Consider the following 14,319-nt stretch of genomic DNA (forward strand, 5'->3'; position numbering starts at 1 on the left):
CCAACCCTGTCGCACCGGACGCATGTTTACCCGAAGAATGCTATCAATGCGCCGGCGTGTGACGGAATCAGATCGAACATGATCGCAAAACTGCTGTTGCAGAACACGATCACCACCGCCGGCATGGGCGCGCTGCTGTTCGCTTGCGCCGGGACGATGCATTGGCCTTCGGCCTGGGTGTTCCTCGCCACCTGCGCCCTGCTCGGCCCGCTCTGCGGCTGGTGGCTTTATCGGGTCGATCCGGCGCTGCTCGCCGAACGTCTGCGGCCGGTCCTGCAAAGGGACCAGCCTGCCGCCGACAAGGCCTTCATGATCGTCTTCGTCATTGCGATGCTGGCCTGGCTGGCCGCGATGGGGCTCGACCGGCGCACGCAATCCTCCGACATGCCGGTTGCGTTGCAGGCGCTCGGTCTGGTGCTGTTCGTCCTCTCGACGCTGTTCATCCTGTGGGTGTTCCGCGAAAACTCGTTCGCCGCGCCCGTGGTGAAGCTCCAGGCCGAACGCGCACAGCGCGTGGTCTCGACGGGGCCTTACGCGCATGTGCGCCATCCCATGTACAGCGGCATGATCCTGTTCTTCGCCGGCGTGCCGCTGCTGCTGGGCTCGTGGTGGGGCCTCGCGATGGCGCCGGTCATCGTCGTTTTGTTTGCTGTCCGCATCGGCATCGAGGAGCGCACGCTGCGCGAGGGCCTGCCGGGCTATTCCAACTATATGACGCGCGTGCGCTATCGCCTGCTACCCGGCGTGTGGTGAGCCGCTATCCGGACCAGCTAATTGTCCAATTCCTTGTAGCGCCGGAAAATGCCTTGCTCGTTGAAGGGAATGCGGCGCTCACTTTCGAGATAGGCCTTGATGTTCGGCCGCGCGGCGATGCGGTCGTGCAGGCTGACGAGGCCCGGGATATTTCCCTCAAACGCCTTCATGCGCTTGGGAAAGGCGTAGCGCAGCCCATCGACGATCTGGAACAGGGAGAGATCGACGTAAGTCAGCCTGCGACCGGTGACATAGGCACCGCCATTACACGCGATGAGCTCCTCGAAATAGCCGAGATATTTCGGCACGCGCTCGTCCCAAAACTCGGCCGTGCGCTTCTTCGCCGGCGCCTTCTGATCTTCATAGTACATCGAAGGCCCGACCGGGTGATGGGTGTCGTGGATCTCGGTCACGAGGTCGGTGATGGTGAGCTGAAGCTGGTGCACCCAAAGCTTGCCCGCTTCCGCCTTCGGCGCGAGCCCATGACGGGCGCCGAGATAGAGCAGGATGTTGGCGGTCTGGCCGATGACGAGCTTGCCCGCTTTCAGGAACGGCGGCGCAAAGGGCGGCGTGCCGCCATGCGCGTCCATCATCTTCATCATGGCGCTGGTGCCGCGCGCCCCCCGCGCGACGTCGATATAAGCCGCCCCCGCCTCCTCCAGCGCCAGCCGCACATATTCGCCGCGGCCCTGGATCTCGGGCCAGTAGTAGAGCTCGTATTTCATGGGAAGGGTCCGTGAGCGTGGAAGCGGTCGGACCAATGTAACATGCGGCCGAAGGTTCCGTGAGAGCGAGACGGAACGGCGGCACCACATACCCCGTCGTTGCGAGCGCAAGCGAAGCAATCCAGAATCTTTCCGCGGAGACAGTCTGGATTGCTTCGCTACGCTCGCAATGTCGCGGGGAGAGAGCTGCGCGCCCTAAGTCAATTCGCCGCGAAACAAAAACAGCAGGCCGTCGCCGCCGGTGCTCTTCAGATCGGCCTGCGAGCAGCCGCCGTCAGGACCGCGCGAGGGGTGAGAGCTGTTCCAGGACTTTGACGGCTCGTCGTCGCGCAGGCCTTTACGATCGGCATGGCCGACGACCGCCGCGCCCTGCGTGCTCGACGTCCAGTTCCTGCAGGTCTTGTCGTCGCCCGCGGCAAAAGCGGTGCCGTCCGGTTGCGATCCCGTGAGGATATCGTGCCGGTTCGGCGTGTCGCCGGCGCCGTTGATGACCTCGCCCTTCTCGCTGAGCGCTGTCTGCTTGGTGAGGTTATTGGCCGCGCCGTGCAGGTCGGCAACGTCCTTGGCAATCACCGCACCCTTGGCATTCTGCCACGGTCCCTTGCCAATGCGGTCCTTGGCATTGACGGCGGGCTTGCCGTCAGCAGCCTGCGTCGGGAGATAGGCGCGCCAGGTCTTGGCACCGGCACCGCCGGCCTGCGCCAGCTTCTGGCACTGCGCATCGGCTCCCTCCAGGCCGCCGAGATCGGCTCCCTTACCCGGCCCGCTCGAAGTCACAAAGAAGGTCATGTCGGCTGACTGCGCCTGCACCGATGGACTCGCGAAGAGCGCGAGCGCAGCGCCTGCTGGCACGATGACCCTGGCAAGAATGCTCATCCTATCCTCCCGATTTTTCCGGCGATTGCGCCTGGCTGGACGGTCTTTGATCCGCTGACATGAACCCGTCACGACAGACATTATTCCAGCGGCCATCCGCCGCACGCGCATCACCTCGAGCGGCGGCGCACGACCGGTCGCCCCGAGGACCATGTCGATTAATTGCTTCCCGAGACCGTAGTGCCGGGCGAGCATACCAACGTGGGGCCGATCCTCAAGAGATCGCCCAGGAGAGGACGCGGGAGTCTGCTGTGGGGCCGTTCAGGGCGGCATCCGCGATCACATCGGGGCTGCCGCCGGGCGCGGCGCGAGGGGAGATCGTCATGCACTGGAACACCGTCCGCCCAATCGCGGCAATTGCCGGCTATGCCGCGCTTTGCTGCCTTGCCATCAGTCCGGGCCGCGCCTCGGCCGCGGAATTGCTCAAAGCCCGGCTTGCGCAAAACCTCGGACCGATCTCCGGCCTTGCGATCGTCGCCAAATCGAAGGGGATTTTCGAAAAGAACGGACTGGACATCACCGTCTCGAACTTCACGTCCGGCAAGCAGTGCCTGGACACCGTGATCGGGGGCGGCGCCGACATCGCGACGACGGCGGAGGCGCCGGTCACCGCTTCGGCGATGGCAAACCAGCCCATCGCCTTCGTCGCCGGCATGGAATATTCCGACCTCAAGACGGTCGTCGCGGCCAAGGGGGAAGGCAGATCTTCGCGGCAAGCGAATCGGATTCACTGCCGGCACCGGCAGCGAGGTCTACCCCCGTGGGTCGGTCAAAATCCCCCGGGTATGGTCACTTGAAACTCCCCCACCTGATGATCGCCGTCAGCGCCGCTGAACAGCAGTAGCCGGTCAGGCAGGACGTTTATGTTCGACCCCTTTAGCCAGCAAGGGGCCGGGGAGTTGAACGTCTTGAAGCGACATCTGCAAAGCACCGTACTTACATTACTTGATCGCAACACCAGCCAGCGCGAGATTCACCGGCTGACGGGTGTCGATCGCAAGACGATCCGGCGTTATCAGGCGCTGCGGGCCGGTGCGGAGGCAAATTCCCCCGGGGAAGTGACCACCGGCTCGGTGAGCGCGGACGGCCAAATTCCTCCACCCCGACCACCGGCTTTTGGGACATCGGAAGCGACGGTCACCAGCAGCCTGGCCCGTTCGGCTTGCGAAGCGCATCGGACGTGGATCGAAGAACAGGTCCGGCTGAAGCGGAACGCGCAGGCGATTTACCAGGACCTGGTTGATCAATTTGGCTTTCCGTCCAGCTACCAGAGTGTCAAGCGGTTTGTGCGCCGGTTGCGGCACGCTGATCCTGAGCAGTTTGATCGTCTTGAGTTCCTCCCCGGCGAGGAAGCTCAGGTCGACTATGGCGAGGGCGCGCCGACGGTTGATCCGAAGAGCGGGCGGTACCGTCGTCCCCGCCTGTTCGTGATGACGCTACGCTACTCGCGGCGCAGCTTCCGGCGGGTAGTCTGGAAGTCCAGCCAACAAGTCTGGGCGCAGCTCCACGAAGAGGCGTTCCGGTATTTTGGCGGGGTCCCCAGCTATGTCGTGCTCGACAACCTGAAGGAAGGCGTCCTCAAGCCGGATTTGTACGAGCCCCAGCTCAACCCGATTTACAGCGCGATGCTGGCTCATTACGCCGTGGTCGCCGATCCCGCGCGCGTGGCCGATCCAAATCGGAAAGGATGCGTCGAGAATGCGATTCAACATACCCAGGGCACTGCGCTGGCCGGACGGCGCTTCGAGACGCTGGAGGCGCAAAACGAGTTCTTGAGGCACTGGGAGGAGAACTGGGCTTCCAAACGCATCCACGGCAGCACGCGCCGTCAGGTCGAGGCGATGTTCCAGGAAGAGAAGCCGCACCTGCGGCCGCTGCCTGTCGCTCCCTTCCGCATCTTCACCGAAGTCGTCCGGACTGTCTGCGACGACACCACCGTACGCGTCGACAACAGCTATTACGCCGCGCGGCCCGCGCCGATCGGCAGCCAGGTCGTCGTGCGCATCTACACCACCACGATCGAGATCCGTGATCGCCACACCCGTGCGCTGCTGCGTGTTCATTCCCGGATGGCGCACCCCGGTTCTGTCGTCCTGCCGACCAGCGAACGGCCGTTCAACCCGTCGCGGCAAACCGCCGTGCTGCTGGCGAGCGCCGAGCGCATCGGACCGCAGACCAGGGCCTTGTGCCAGCAGGTGTTCGACACCGAAGGGCGCCCCGGACAGCGCGCGATGTGGGGCATTGTCGGGCTGGGCCGGAAGTATCCGGCGCGGCTGGTCGAGCAGGCCTGCGCGCACGCCATCGACAACCGCATCTACCGCTACAAGCACGTGCGTGCGACCGTCGAGCGGTTGTTCGAACAGGCGATCGAGCAGGTTGGAGTGACGCCACAGCCGGCATCGCCGCTCACCCAGGATCATCCGCTGATCCGTACCCCCGCGGAATACGGCGACCTCTTCAGCCGCGCTGTGCGGCGCGACGCCGACGACAATGGTCGGCAGGCCGAGGCTCACGACGATCACGCCACGGCAATCCGCGCTCGTGTCGCCTGCGCAACCCCGGCCAACTCCGGCGCCACGAGCGCTCCCGCTGCACCTTCTCACCTTAAACTGGAGACCTAGCCACATGATGACCATGCCGGAAATTGAGCGTTGCCTACGACAGCTGCGCCTGTCGGGTGTCCGCGACACGCTGCAGACGCGCGTGCTCCAGGCGCAGGGCGCCAACCAGCCCTTCCTCGAGACCTTCTCCCTTATCCTGCAGGATGAACTGGACCGTCGTCAGTCCCGTCTTATCGAGCGGCGATACCAGCAATCCGGGCTCGACGAAAAGCTGACGCTCGCCGAGTTCGACTGGTCCTTCAATCCCAAACTGCCACGTCAGACCTGCTTCCAGCTCCACACCCTGGCGTTCATTGCCGCTGGCGAGAACGCTCTGCTTGTTGGCAAACCTGGCACCGGGAAGTCGCACATCGCCAAGGCGATTGCCTATCAGGCGATCCTGCAAAGCCACAAGGTCCAGTATCTTGAGACCGACGACTTCTTCCACCGCTACGCCCTGAACTCTCCGGCACAACGCGAGGTCCGGCTGCGAACCATCATCGACTGCGATCTCCTCGTGCTGGACGATCTATTCCTCGCACGCGCCATCCCCGACGACGCCGGCACTTTGCTGCAGACCCTGATCCATCAGCGTTACAAACTGCGCCGCAGCGTCATCGTCACCTCCAATCGCGTCGTGCAGGATTGGGGGGCATACCTTGGGGACAACACTATGAGCACGACGATCCTCGATCGCCTTATGCATCATTGCCATCTGCTTGAGTTCGACGGACGCAGCTATCGGCTCAAAGAAGCCGCTGAAGCTCTTGCCCGGGAAACAAACTCAAACTAACAGTCCCTTGTCCTGCCTCGCGGGTGGAGGAATTTGACTGACCACACCCGGAGGAATTTGAAGTGACCCGCGGGGCTACACGGCGACTTTGCTGAAGTCGGCGGGATTGACTCCCAAGGATGTCACCCTCGTCAACCTGCGGCCGCAGGAGATGCTGCCGGCACTTGCAGCAGGAAGTATCGACGCGATCGACACTTGGGAACCCCACATCGCCAACGCCAAGAAGGCCCTTGGCGAAGCCGTCGCTGAGCTCGATACAACGGGCACTTACTCCGAGACGTTCAACATCGTCGTCACGAGACCCTATCTGGATGCCAACCCTGCGCTGGTTGAGAAGTTCATCGCCTCACTGATCGACGCCGAGGTCTGGATGAAAGCACACCCGGATGAAGCGATCACGGTCGTGGCGGACGCGGTCGGCATGAAGCGGGACGACCTCGCTCCGATCTGGGCCGACTATGTTTACCGGGTCCGTCTCGACGACCGGCTGATCGAGATTCTCAAGACCCACTCCGCATGGCGCCTCGAGAGCGGCAACCATCCTCCGGGAGCGGTGATGCCCGACTTCAGCAAGGTCGTCGTCGCCGAGCCGCTGAAGAAGGTCGACCCCGCACGCGTCACGCTCTCGTGGAAATAGGCACCCGCACAGCCATGCAGGACCGCACTTCAGCAGGACAAGAAATTGCTCTCCGCACCGACGGTCGCGGTCGGCGGCCGGATTCAGCTCGTCTTCGCCGCCTCAATATTCTGATCGGGGCGCTTTCGCTTCCCCTGTTCGTCGGCCTCTGGGAACTGGTCTCTCGTTCCGGGGCCGTCAACATGGTGCTGTTTCCGCCGCCGACAGTGGTAGCTGCGGCGGTCCTTGAGTGGATACGAAGCGGGCAGTTCCTTGGCGATCTGCTGGCCAGCCTCTTTCGCGTCACCACGGGGTTCATCTTAGGCGGCGCGCTCGGCATCCTGCTCGGTATCCTCACCGGCCAATTCCCTGTTGTTTCGAGCTTACTGTCCCCGCTATTCCATATCCTGCGGCCAATTCCGCCGATTGCTTTCGTGCCGATTGTCATCCTCTGGTTCGGCCTGTCGGAGGCGGGAAAACTGTTCCTCGTCGTATGGGGCGTGTTCTTCACGGTTTGGCTTTCGACCCACATCGGCGTGCAGAAGGTCGACCGCGGCCTGATTCGGGCGGCGTTGATGCTCGGCACGCCCCGGCGGCAGATGCTCCAGGAGATCGTGCTGCTGGGCGCGCTTCCCTACATCGTGGTCGGGTTGCGCACCGCCGTCAGCATCTCGTTTTACACGCTTGTCGCGGCCGAACTCGCAGGCGCTTTCGCCGGCATCGTCTACAGGATCGAGATTGCGCAGCAGAATTTGCAAACGGGCCAGGTCATGGGCGGGCTCGCAGCGCTCGGGTTGATTTCGTTCACTGCCGACCGGCTGTTTTCGGCTCTTGCGGAATGTACTGTCTGGTGGCGTTGATGTCTGGAGCTCGATCGACCATGAAACTGGCTCTGGCAAGTTCGCCAGCCTCCGTCGAATCGGCGCGGAAACAACCGGCCATTCAAGTCTCAGACCTGAGCATCGTTTTTGACACCCGCCGCGGGCAGACCATCGCGGTGGATCGCGTGTCCTTCGACGTGGCGCCTGGCGAGTTCGTTTGCATCGTCGGGCCCTCCGGTTGTGGCAAGTCGACGGTGCTCAATACGATCGCCGGACTGGAAGTGCCGTTTGAGGGCGACATCCTGGTAGAGGGCTCGCGTGTCTATAGCCCGCGACCCGATGTCGGCATGGTGTTCCAGCAGCCGCATCTTTTCCCCTGGAAGTCTGTCCGCAGGAACATCGCCCACGGCCCCAGGATGCTTGGGAAGTCCAGGATGGAAGCGAATGCCATCGCCGACGATCTGATCGCGATGGTCGGTCTCAAGCGTTTCGCCGACGCCTATCCGAACACGCTGTCCGGGGGCATGCAACAGCGCGTGGCGATCGCGCGAGCGTTGGCCAATCAGCCCCGCGTGCTGCTGATGGACGAGCCCTTCGGGGCCCTCGATGCGCAGACCCGGGCGGTGATGCAAGACAATCTGCTGGAGCTGCGCGACCGGATCAAGGCGACGATCGTGTTCGTCACGCATGACATAGATGAGGCCATCGTGCTGGCCGACCGTGTTCTCATCATGAGCGCGGGACCCGGCCGCATCCTGCGCGAAGTCGCGGTCAAGCTGCCGCGCCCGCGGTCGAGCTCTGTCATGGTCGAGCCAACCTATCTTTCCCTCAAGAAGGATTGTCTCGACGTCATCCGCGCAGAAGGGTTGCGGGCGTTCAATCAGTCGGACGCGAGCTGATCCCCCGGAACTTGGAAATCGCGAAGCAGCCCGCAGCGCGCTGGCATGGTTCTTGAATAATCGATGCCGGGTCTCACCGTGGAGCCGGCGATGCCCAGGGCGAATAGCGCGATAGCGGCAGGCGTGATGCTGGCCGAGTCGGACAATCTCGTCAGGCCGCTGCCCGGCTTGCTGGATGGTCTCAACCGGGCTGATTGCAATCGGCTGCGCGCGATCGGACGCGAGAAGGCCCTGGAAGCCGGCCAACTGGTTTGGTCTCAGGGCGACACACAGGCTGGGATCTACCTGATCAGCGAGGGACGCATACGCAGCTACTATGCGGCGCCGTCGGGGCGCGAGGTCACGCTCGCCTACTGGTTTCCCGGCAACTTCGTCGGCGGCCCCGATATATTCGGAACGGGCCCGCACATGTGGTCATCGGTTGCGGCCGAACCCAGCCTGTTGACGTTCATGCCGGGACTGGCGCTGCGGCGGCTTGCGCTGGAATCGCCGGCGATCGCCGTCGCCTTGCTCGATGCCCTGGCATTCAAGGCGCGATGCTATTCGGCGATGGCCCAGATGCTCGGGACGCGCTCGGTGACCGAGCGGCTGCATAGCCTGTTGATCTTCCTGTCGCACGTCTACGGCGTGAAGCGCGACGGCGAGGTCGTCATCGGGATGCCGTTTACCCACGGCGATCTCGCCAATCTCATCGGATCCACCCGCCAATGGGTGACAGTACAGCTCGCGCGGCTCCAGGAGGAAGGCGTGATCAGGTACGACAGATCCGTTATTTCGATCCTGGATCTTTCGACGCTCGAGCAAGAGATGGAATAAATTCCGTCCGTCAGCCACCAGACTTCAATTCGAACGCCGCTCGGCCTGCACTGGCCTCGAACCGCCGCGCCAGTCCGATCAACGCGCGATCATGCCAGCCCGGCGCCAGAAGGGTCACGCCCATGGGCATGCCGTTCGGCAATGTCGCGTTCGGAACCGCCACGCCGCAGAGATCGAGCAGATTGGCAAAGTACGAGTAGTAGCCGAGGCGATTGTTGAGGGTGATCGGATCGCGATCCATCTCCTCCAGCGTGAACGGCCGCGGTGCGGTCGGGACCACCAGCGCATCGATACCCGCAAAGATCGCCTCGGCGTCGCGGCGAAGCCGGTGCAGCCGGTGAATGGCACCAAATGTATCGATCGCTGAATAGCCGGCGGCCGAGCCCAGCACGGTCCTCGTGACATCAAGCAGGGAGCCGGAATCGATGTCCATCAGCGAAGCGCTGGCCGAGTGCCGCTCCGCGACCCAGGGCCCGCTGAACATCAACTCGCCGGCCTGGCGGAACGGCGCGAAGTCCACCTCGATCGCCGTTCCTCCGATCTGCGTGAAACGCTCGCAGGCGCGCTCATAGAGCTCGCCGCATTCCGGCATGCCGAAGCATTCGAGATCGGCGGACGCGATGCGGCCGAAGCGGAAGGATGGCACCGTCCCGCTGGCGAAAGAAAAGGCCCTGGGCAGGCGGCTGTAGGGATCTTCGAAATCGAACCCTTCGATAATTTCGAGGATTGCCTCGCCATCGCTGACGGTATTGCAGAACACCGAAACGCAATCGATCGTCGGGCAATTCGGCACCAGCCCGCGCGATGACACCAGCCCAACGGTCGGCTTGATTCCGACGATGTTGTTGAAGCCGGCAGGTATGCGGCCGGACCCGCCGGTATCGGTGCCGAGCGCGAACGCGACGTGCCCGGCCGCGACGGCGACCGCGGACCCGGAACTGGAGCCGCCCGCAATATAGCGCGCATCGGCAACCGACGCGCAGGGGCCATAGGGCGAACGCGCGCCGGACAGGCCTGTGGCGAACTGATCGAGATTGGTCTTTCCGAGGCAAATTGCGCCGGCCGCGGTGAGGCGTTCGACGCTGTGCGCGGAATGCCAGGGCGTGTAGCTGAACGCCGGGCATGCGGCAGTGGTCGGCATTCCCTCGACATCGATATTGTCCTTCACACCAAAGGGAATGCCGAGCAGCGGAAGATTTTCGCCTGTCCGCGCGCGCGCCACGAGCTTCCGGCATGCTTCAAGCGCCTCCTCCCGCGGGCGGAGATAGATCCAGCAATTGCGGTCGCGCTCGGCCTCGATCCGGTCATACGCCGTTTCGATCGCCTCCAGCGGCAGGGACGAATTCCTGGCAATGGTTTCGTGATTTGTCCTGGAGCGCGCGACAGACTGGCTCACCGAATATCTCCCTCTCTAACCGGCGGGCGCGAAATTGCGGGAGCTCTGCGCGGGCAACAAGCAATTAAGTGCTTCGCGCAAAATGGTCGGCCGTATCAGGATATAAGCGGCTCAAAGAAAAAGGGCGCCGTGCCGAAGCACGACGCCCTTGTCTTTAATCTGCGTACGATCAGTTGGTCTGCTGGATCGCCGACAATTCCCAGCCGCTGCCCGGACGCCGGGCAAAGGTCCAGATCTCGGTCGCCTCGCCCGGCTGCTCGCTGCCGGCGACAACCGTACCGCTGTTGCGGTCCAGCGTCTTGTCGGTGAGGGCGAAGCGCAGCGCCACCGTGGCGTATTCGGTCTCGCCTTCGCGCCAGGCCTCCGCGAGGTCGCCCTGCAACAGCTTGACGTTGGTCACCTTGTTGACGACGTTGCGCGCGCGGTTCTGGCCAAGGTCCTGCTCGAAATAGGAGACCATTTCCGGCGTCGCGAGCGTGTGCAGCTTGGCCACGTCCTCGTTCGACCAGGCGGCCTGGACATCGCCGAGCAGGCGCTCGAACGCCTCATAGTCATCCGGCTTGATCTCGAGCGGCGCGTTGTTGGCGCCGCCGAAGCCGAAGCCGCCGAGACCACCGCCAAGTCCACCACCGCCGCTACCGCCACCGAGGCCGCTGCGATAGTTCGGCTGGGGTCCCTGACCGCTGCCTGCATCAGCATTGGCATAGGCCGCCTGCTGCGAGTGGCGGCGCTGCCACCAGGACATCGCCAGCCGCACCACCAACACCACGAGCGCGATCTGGATGATCAGGCCAATGATTGACGACAGGCCGCCGAGGCCACCGAACAGGCCGCCGCCGAACAGCATGCCGAGCAGGCCTGCGCCGAGGAAGCCGGCCGCAAGGCCGCCCATGAAGCCGCCGGCGCGGCCGAACAGGCCGCCACGCGCGGGTGCGGCGGCAGCCGAATTCATGCCGGCACCCGGCTGGGTATAGGTGCGGTTGAACTGCGAGGTCGAGCCCGGCGCGGTCGTGGTCGACGGCGGCGCCGAATAGGTGCGCGAACCGCGCGAACCCGACGACATGCCACCACCGACGCGGGCGTCGGCGGACGAAATCACCAGCGCAGTCGGCAGCGCAAGCGCCAGCATGACGGCGAGGGTCTTGAAGAGAGTGCGGGAGCGTTGCGAGAAAGTCATGTGCGTTTCCCAAATCCCCGGCATGGGGACGTGCTCCTAAGATGGGCAGACTTCCCGAAAAGTGAAGCCGGTTTCGGAACTTATGGCTGCGGCCCTCAGTCGCGGGGATGTGGCAAAAGCCCATATTTGGCGGGGGTTTGGCCGGGGAGCCGGAGGAACTGCGGTCGCGGGTTACCGGCGGATTTACGACAGGAATGCCGCTTTTTCCTCGTCATTACGAGGAACTCTCGCAAATCGACAGTGGTAGTCGCCGTCATCCCGCCTTTGCCATCGTCTCCTTTACGGCCGCCACGAGCTGGCTGAGCGTGAACGGCTTTGGCAGGAAGTCGAATTGCTGGCCTTCCGGCAGGCTCTTCTCGAAGGCGTCCTCGGCGTAGCCGGAGACGAAGATGAACTTGATGTCGGGATTCTTCTCGCGCATCGCCTTCAGCAGCGTCGGGCCGTCCATCTCAGGCATCACGACGTCGGAGACGACGAGATCGATCGCACCGCTCTGCTCCTCCAGGGCCTCCATGGCCTCGACGCCGTTCTCGGCCTCGACCACGGTGTAGCCGCGCGAGCGCAGGCCGCGTGCGTTCAGCGCGCGCAGGCCCTCTTCGTCCTCGACGAGAAGGATGGTGCCCTGTCCGGTGAGATCGGTCCGCGGCTTGGCCTCCGCCGCCGCAGGTGCGGTCTCCTTCGCGGCGCCATTGGCCGCGCCGACCACTGCTGCGGGCTGCTCCTGCACCTCCGGCTCGGCGTGATGGCGCGGCAGGAAGATATGGAACGAAGTCCCCTGCCCCGGTTCCGAGTCGACGTAAATGAAGCCGCCAGTCTGCTTGACGATGCCGTAGACGGTGGAGAGCCCGAGGCCGGTGCCCTTGCCGACTTCCTTGGTCGAGAAGAACGGCTCGAAAATCTTGTCGCGGATATCGGCGGGGATGCCGGTGCCGGTGTCGGCGACCTCGATCCGCACATAGTCCGCGGCCGGCATGCCCTTGTAGGCGAGCTTGGCCGCTTCTTCCGCGGTGACGTTGGCGGTGCGGATGATCAGCTTACCGCCGTCGGGCATGGCGTCGCGTGCGTTCACCGCGAGGTTGACGATCACCTGCTCGAACTGGGAGACGTCGACCTTCACCGGCCAGAGATCGCGGCCGTGGATGGTCTCGTGCTTGACCTTCTCGCCGATCAGCCGGCGCAGCAGCATGGCGAGATCGGACAGCGCATCGCCGAGGTCGAGCACCTGCGGCCGCAACGTCTGCCGCCGCGAGAACGCCAGCAACTGCCGCACCAGCGTCGCCGCGCGCGTCGCGTTCTGCTTGATCTGCATGATGTCCTGGAACGACGGATCGGTCGGCTTGTGCGCGTTCAGCAGGAAGTCGTTCGCCATCATGATGGCGGAGAGCACGTTGTTGAAGTCGTGGGCGATGCCGCCGGCGAGCTGGCCGACCGTCTCCATCTTCTGCGACTGGTTGATCTGGTTCTCCAGCGCGCGCCGCTCGGTGGTCTCGAGCATGTGCACGATGGCGGCTTCGGCCTCGTTCTCGGCCGCATCCACCGGCGTGACGAAGAACTGGCCCCAGCGCTCCTTGGTTCCCTCGAGCGCCACCTCGACCGGCGCGACGTCGGCCTGGCCCTCCGCGGCCTGGTTGATGGCCGTGATCAAAAGTTGCCGGTCGCGCGAATTGACCGCGCGGAAGATCGACTTGCTGGCGCTGTCGAGCCCGAGGGCCTGCCCGAGCTTGGCATAGCGCGCGTTGGCGCGCACAACGTTGCCGCCGCGGTCGACGGTCGCGATCGCCATCGGCGTGTGGTCGAAGAAGCGCATGAAGCGCACTTCGGCGGCGCGGTCGGGATCGCTGCGCTCGTCGCGGGCGCGGCTGATGACGAGCGTGCGCGACGGCCCCGGCGCGCCGTCGGCGCCGAAGGCGAGCTTGTGATAGAGCCGCACCGGCATGGTCTTGCCGGTGCGCATGCGCAAGTCGATGTCGAAGACTTCCGTCTTCACCTCGCCCGGCACCGCCACGATCGCGGTGAGCAGCGAGGCGCCGTCGCCGGAGACGATGTCGGTGAGCTTCAGCCCGCCCGAGCCGATCTCGGCGAGATCGTAGTCGAGCCAGTTAGCCAGTGTCGCGTTGACATAGGCGAGCTCGCCTGCCGGATTGACCGAGAAGAAGCCGCAGGGCGCGTGATCGAGATATTCGATCGCGTGCTGGAGTTCCTGGAACACGTCCTCCTGGCGCTCGCGGTCGCGGGTGATGTCGGAGATCGACCACACCGCGTATTTCGCCTCGCGCTTCCCGGTGCCGAGCGGCCGTACCCGCATGCGCAGCCAGCGGCCCTGGCTGCCATCATGGCCGGAGATGCGCACCTCTTCCTGCTGCCGTTTTCCTTCGCGCGCGGCCTTGAGCAGGCGGAACACGGCTTCGGAGACGTCGGGGTTGCCGATGAAGACGCGCTCGACGGGCCGCACCTCCTGCGGTCCGCTTGCGCCGGTGAGCGTCAGATAGGCGGCATTGGAATAGACCACGTGGCCGCGGGGATCGGTCACGGCCAGGCCGTCGAAGGCGTGGTCGGCAATGCGCCCCATCACGGGATCGTCGAGACTGCGGTCGACGAAGCGGATGATGCCGGCGGCGAAGGCGAACAGGTTGAACAGGCCAACCATCGCCAGCACGGCGAGGATGCCGAGGATATAGGGCTGCGCCTGCGCGCGCCCGAGCGTCATCAGCCCGACGGCGACGGCGACGAGGCCGGCAGCCACCAGCAGCACCAGCGCAATGCTGCCCGAGCGCGGCGACGGCTCGTGCGCCGCAACGGGCTCGCGTGTGAGGTCGTGGTCGGTCTCGGCGGTCATTTCAAGCTGGC

At 64.3% G+C, this 14,319-nt stretch carries 12 protein-coding genes and 1 pseudogene; 8 read left to right on the plus strand and 5 right to left on the minus strand.

Going from position 1 to position 14,319, the window contains the following annotated elements:
- Positions 1–78: 78 nt before the first annotated feature.
- Positions 79–753, plus strand: coding sequence for a methyltransferase family protein (locus tag J4G43_RS34710; RefSeq protein ID WP_208087682.1), 675 nt, complete (start codon positions 79–81; stop codon positions 751–753).
- Between the two features lie 17 nt (positions 754–770).
- On the opposite strand, the gene J4G43_RS34715 is transcribed toward J4G43_RS34710, so the two are convergent.
- On the minus strand, positions 771–1,478 hold the full coding sequence (locus tag J4G43_RS34715) for a glutathione S-transferase (RefSeq protein WP_208087683.1): 708 nt from the start codon (positions 1,476–1,478) through the stop codon (positions 771–773).
- Between the two features lie 200 nt (positions 1,479–1,678).
- Positions 1,679–2,354: pseudogene (locus J4G43_RS34720) on the minus strand (lectin).
- A gap of 323 nt (positions 2,355–2,677) precedes the next feature.
- Here J4G43_RS34720 and J4G43_RS34725 point away from each other — a divergent pair.
- From J4G43_RS34725 to J4G43_RS34755, 7 genes are all read left to right on the plus strand, one after another.
- Positions 2,678–3,151: an ABC transporter substrate-binding protein gene (locus J4G43_RS34725; RefSeq protein WP_225005286.1), complete on the plus strand. Its 474-nt coding sequence runs from the start codon at positions 2,678–2,680 to the stop codon at positions 3,149–3,151.
- 66 nt (positions 3,152–3,217) lie between these two features.
- Positions 3,218–4,975 carry an IS21-like element IS1631 family transposase gene (gene istA, locus J4G43_RS34730; protein WP_100214066.1) on the plus strand — a complete coding sequence of 586 codons (1,758 nt, stop codon included), beginning with the start codon at positions 3,218–3,220 and terminating at the stop codon, positions 4,973–4,975.
- A 4-nt stretch (positions 4,976–4,979) separates the two neighbouring features.
- Positions 4,980–5,747, plus strand: a complete 768-nt coding sequence (istB, locus tag J4G43_RS34735; RefSeq protein WP_038952109.1) for an IS21-like element IS1631 family helper ATPase IstB — start codon at positions 4,980–4,982, stop codon at positions 5,745–5,747.
- Between the two features lie 106 nt (positions 5,748–5,853).
- Positions 5,854–6,384 carry an ABC transporter substrate-binding protein gene (locus J4G43_RS34740; RefSeq protein ID WP_249814675.1) on the plus strand — a complete coding sequence of 177 codons (531 nt, stop codon included), beginning with the start codon at positions 5,854–5,856 and terminating at the stop codon, positions 6,382–6,384.
- 14 nt (positions 6,385–6,398) lie between these two features.
- Positions 6,399–7,223 (plus strand): ABC transporter permease, encoded by an 825-nt coding sequence (locus tag J4G43_RS34745; RefSeq protein WP_210387382.1) that lies wholly within the window; start codon positions 6,399–6,401, stop codon positions 7,221–7,223.
- Positions 7,224–7,243: 20 nt separating this feature from the next.
- A complete protein-coding gene (locus tag J4G43_RS34750) occupies positions 7,244–8,083 on the plus strand; it encodes an ABC transporter ATP-binding protein (RefSeq protein WP_208087686.1) in 840 nt (279 codons plus the stop codon).
- A gap of 90 nt (positions 8,084–8,173) precedes the next feature.
- Entirely contained in the window at positions 8,174–8,899 is a 726-nt protein-coding gene (locus tag J4G43_RS34755) for a Crp/Fnr family transcriptional regulator (protein WP_208087687.1), read from the plus strand.
- A 10-nt stretch (positions 8,900–8,909) separates the two neighbouring features.
- Here J4G43_RS34755 and atzF read toward each other — a convergent pair whose 3' ends face one another.
- The 3 genes from atzF to cckA form a co-directional block, all read right to left on the minus strand.
- Complete coding sequence (gene atzF, locus J4G43_RS34760) at positions 8,910–10,295, minus strand: allophanate hydrolase (protein ID WP_208087688.1); 1,386 nt, start codon at positions 10,293–10,295, stop codon at positions 8,910–8,912.
- 169 nt (positions 10,296–10,464) lie between these two features.
- The gene (locus J4G43_RS34765) at positions 10,465–11,496 is read right to left on the minus strand and encodes a Tim44 domain-containing protein (protein ID WP_208087689.1); all 1,032 of its coding nucleotides are present in this window, start codon (positions 11,494–11,496) and stop codon (positions 10,465–10,467) included.
- Positions 11,497–11,725: 229 nt separating this feature from the next.
- Positions 11,726–14,308, minus strand: a complete 2,583-nt coding sequence (gene cckA, locus J4G43_RS34770) for a cell cycle histidine kinase CckA (RefSeq protein ID WP_208087690.1) — start codon at positions 14,306–14,308, stop codon at positions 11,726–11,728.
- Positions 14,309–14,319: the final 11 nt, after the last annotated feature.

The sequence above is a fragment of the Bradyrhizobium barranii subsp. barranii genome (assembly GCF_017565645.3).
Classification (GTDB): Bacteria; Pseudomonadota; Alphaproteobacteria; order Rhizobiales; family Xanthobacteraceae; genus Bradyrhizobium; species Bradyrhizobium barranii.

Coding starts and splice junctions, on each gene's coding strand:
- J4G43_RS34710 (WP_208087682.1), top strand. CDS start 79: ATGATCGCAAAACTGCTGTTGCAGAACACGATCACCACCGCCGGCATG.
- J4G43_RS34715 (WP_208087683.1), bottom strand. CDS start 1,478: ATGAAATACGAGCTCTACTACTGGCCCGAGATCCAGGGCCGCGGCGAA.
- J4G43_RS34725 (WP_225005286.1), top strand. CDS start 2,678: ATGCACTGGAACACCGTCCGCCCAATCGCGGCAATTGCCGGCTATGCC.
- istA (WP_100214066.1), top strand. CDS start 3,218: ATGTTCGACCCCTTTAGCCAGCAAGGGGCCGGGGAGTTGAACGTCTTG.
- istB (WP_038952109.1), top strand. CDS start 4,980: ATGATGACCATGCCGGAAATTGAGCGTTGCCTACGACAGCTGCGCCTG.
- J4G43_RS34745 (WP_210387382.1), top strand. CDS start 6,399: ATGCAGGACCGCACTTCAGCAGGACAAGAAATTGCTCTCCGCACCGAC.
- J4G43_RS34750 (WP_208087686.1), top strand. CDS start 7,244: ATGAAACTGGCTCTGGCAAGTTCGCCAGCCTCCGTCGAATCGGCGCGG.
- J4G43_RS34755 (WP_208087687.1), top strand. CDS start 8,174: ATGCCCAGGGCGAATAGCGCGATAGCGGCAGGCGTGATGCTGGCCGAG.
- J4G43_RS34765 (WP_208087689.1), bottom strand. CDS start 11,496: ATGCCGGGGATTTGGGAAACGCACATGACTTTCTCGCAACGCTCCCGC.
- cckA (WP_208087690.1), bottom strand. CDS start 14,308: ATGACCGCCGAGACCGACCACGACCTCACACGCGAGCCCGTTGCGGCG.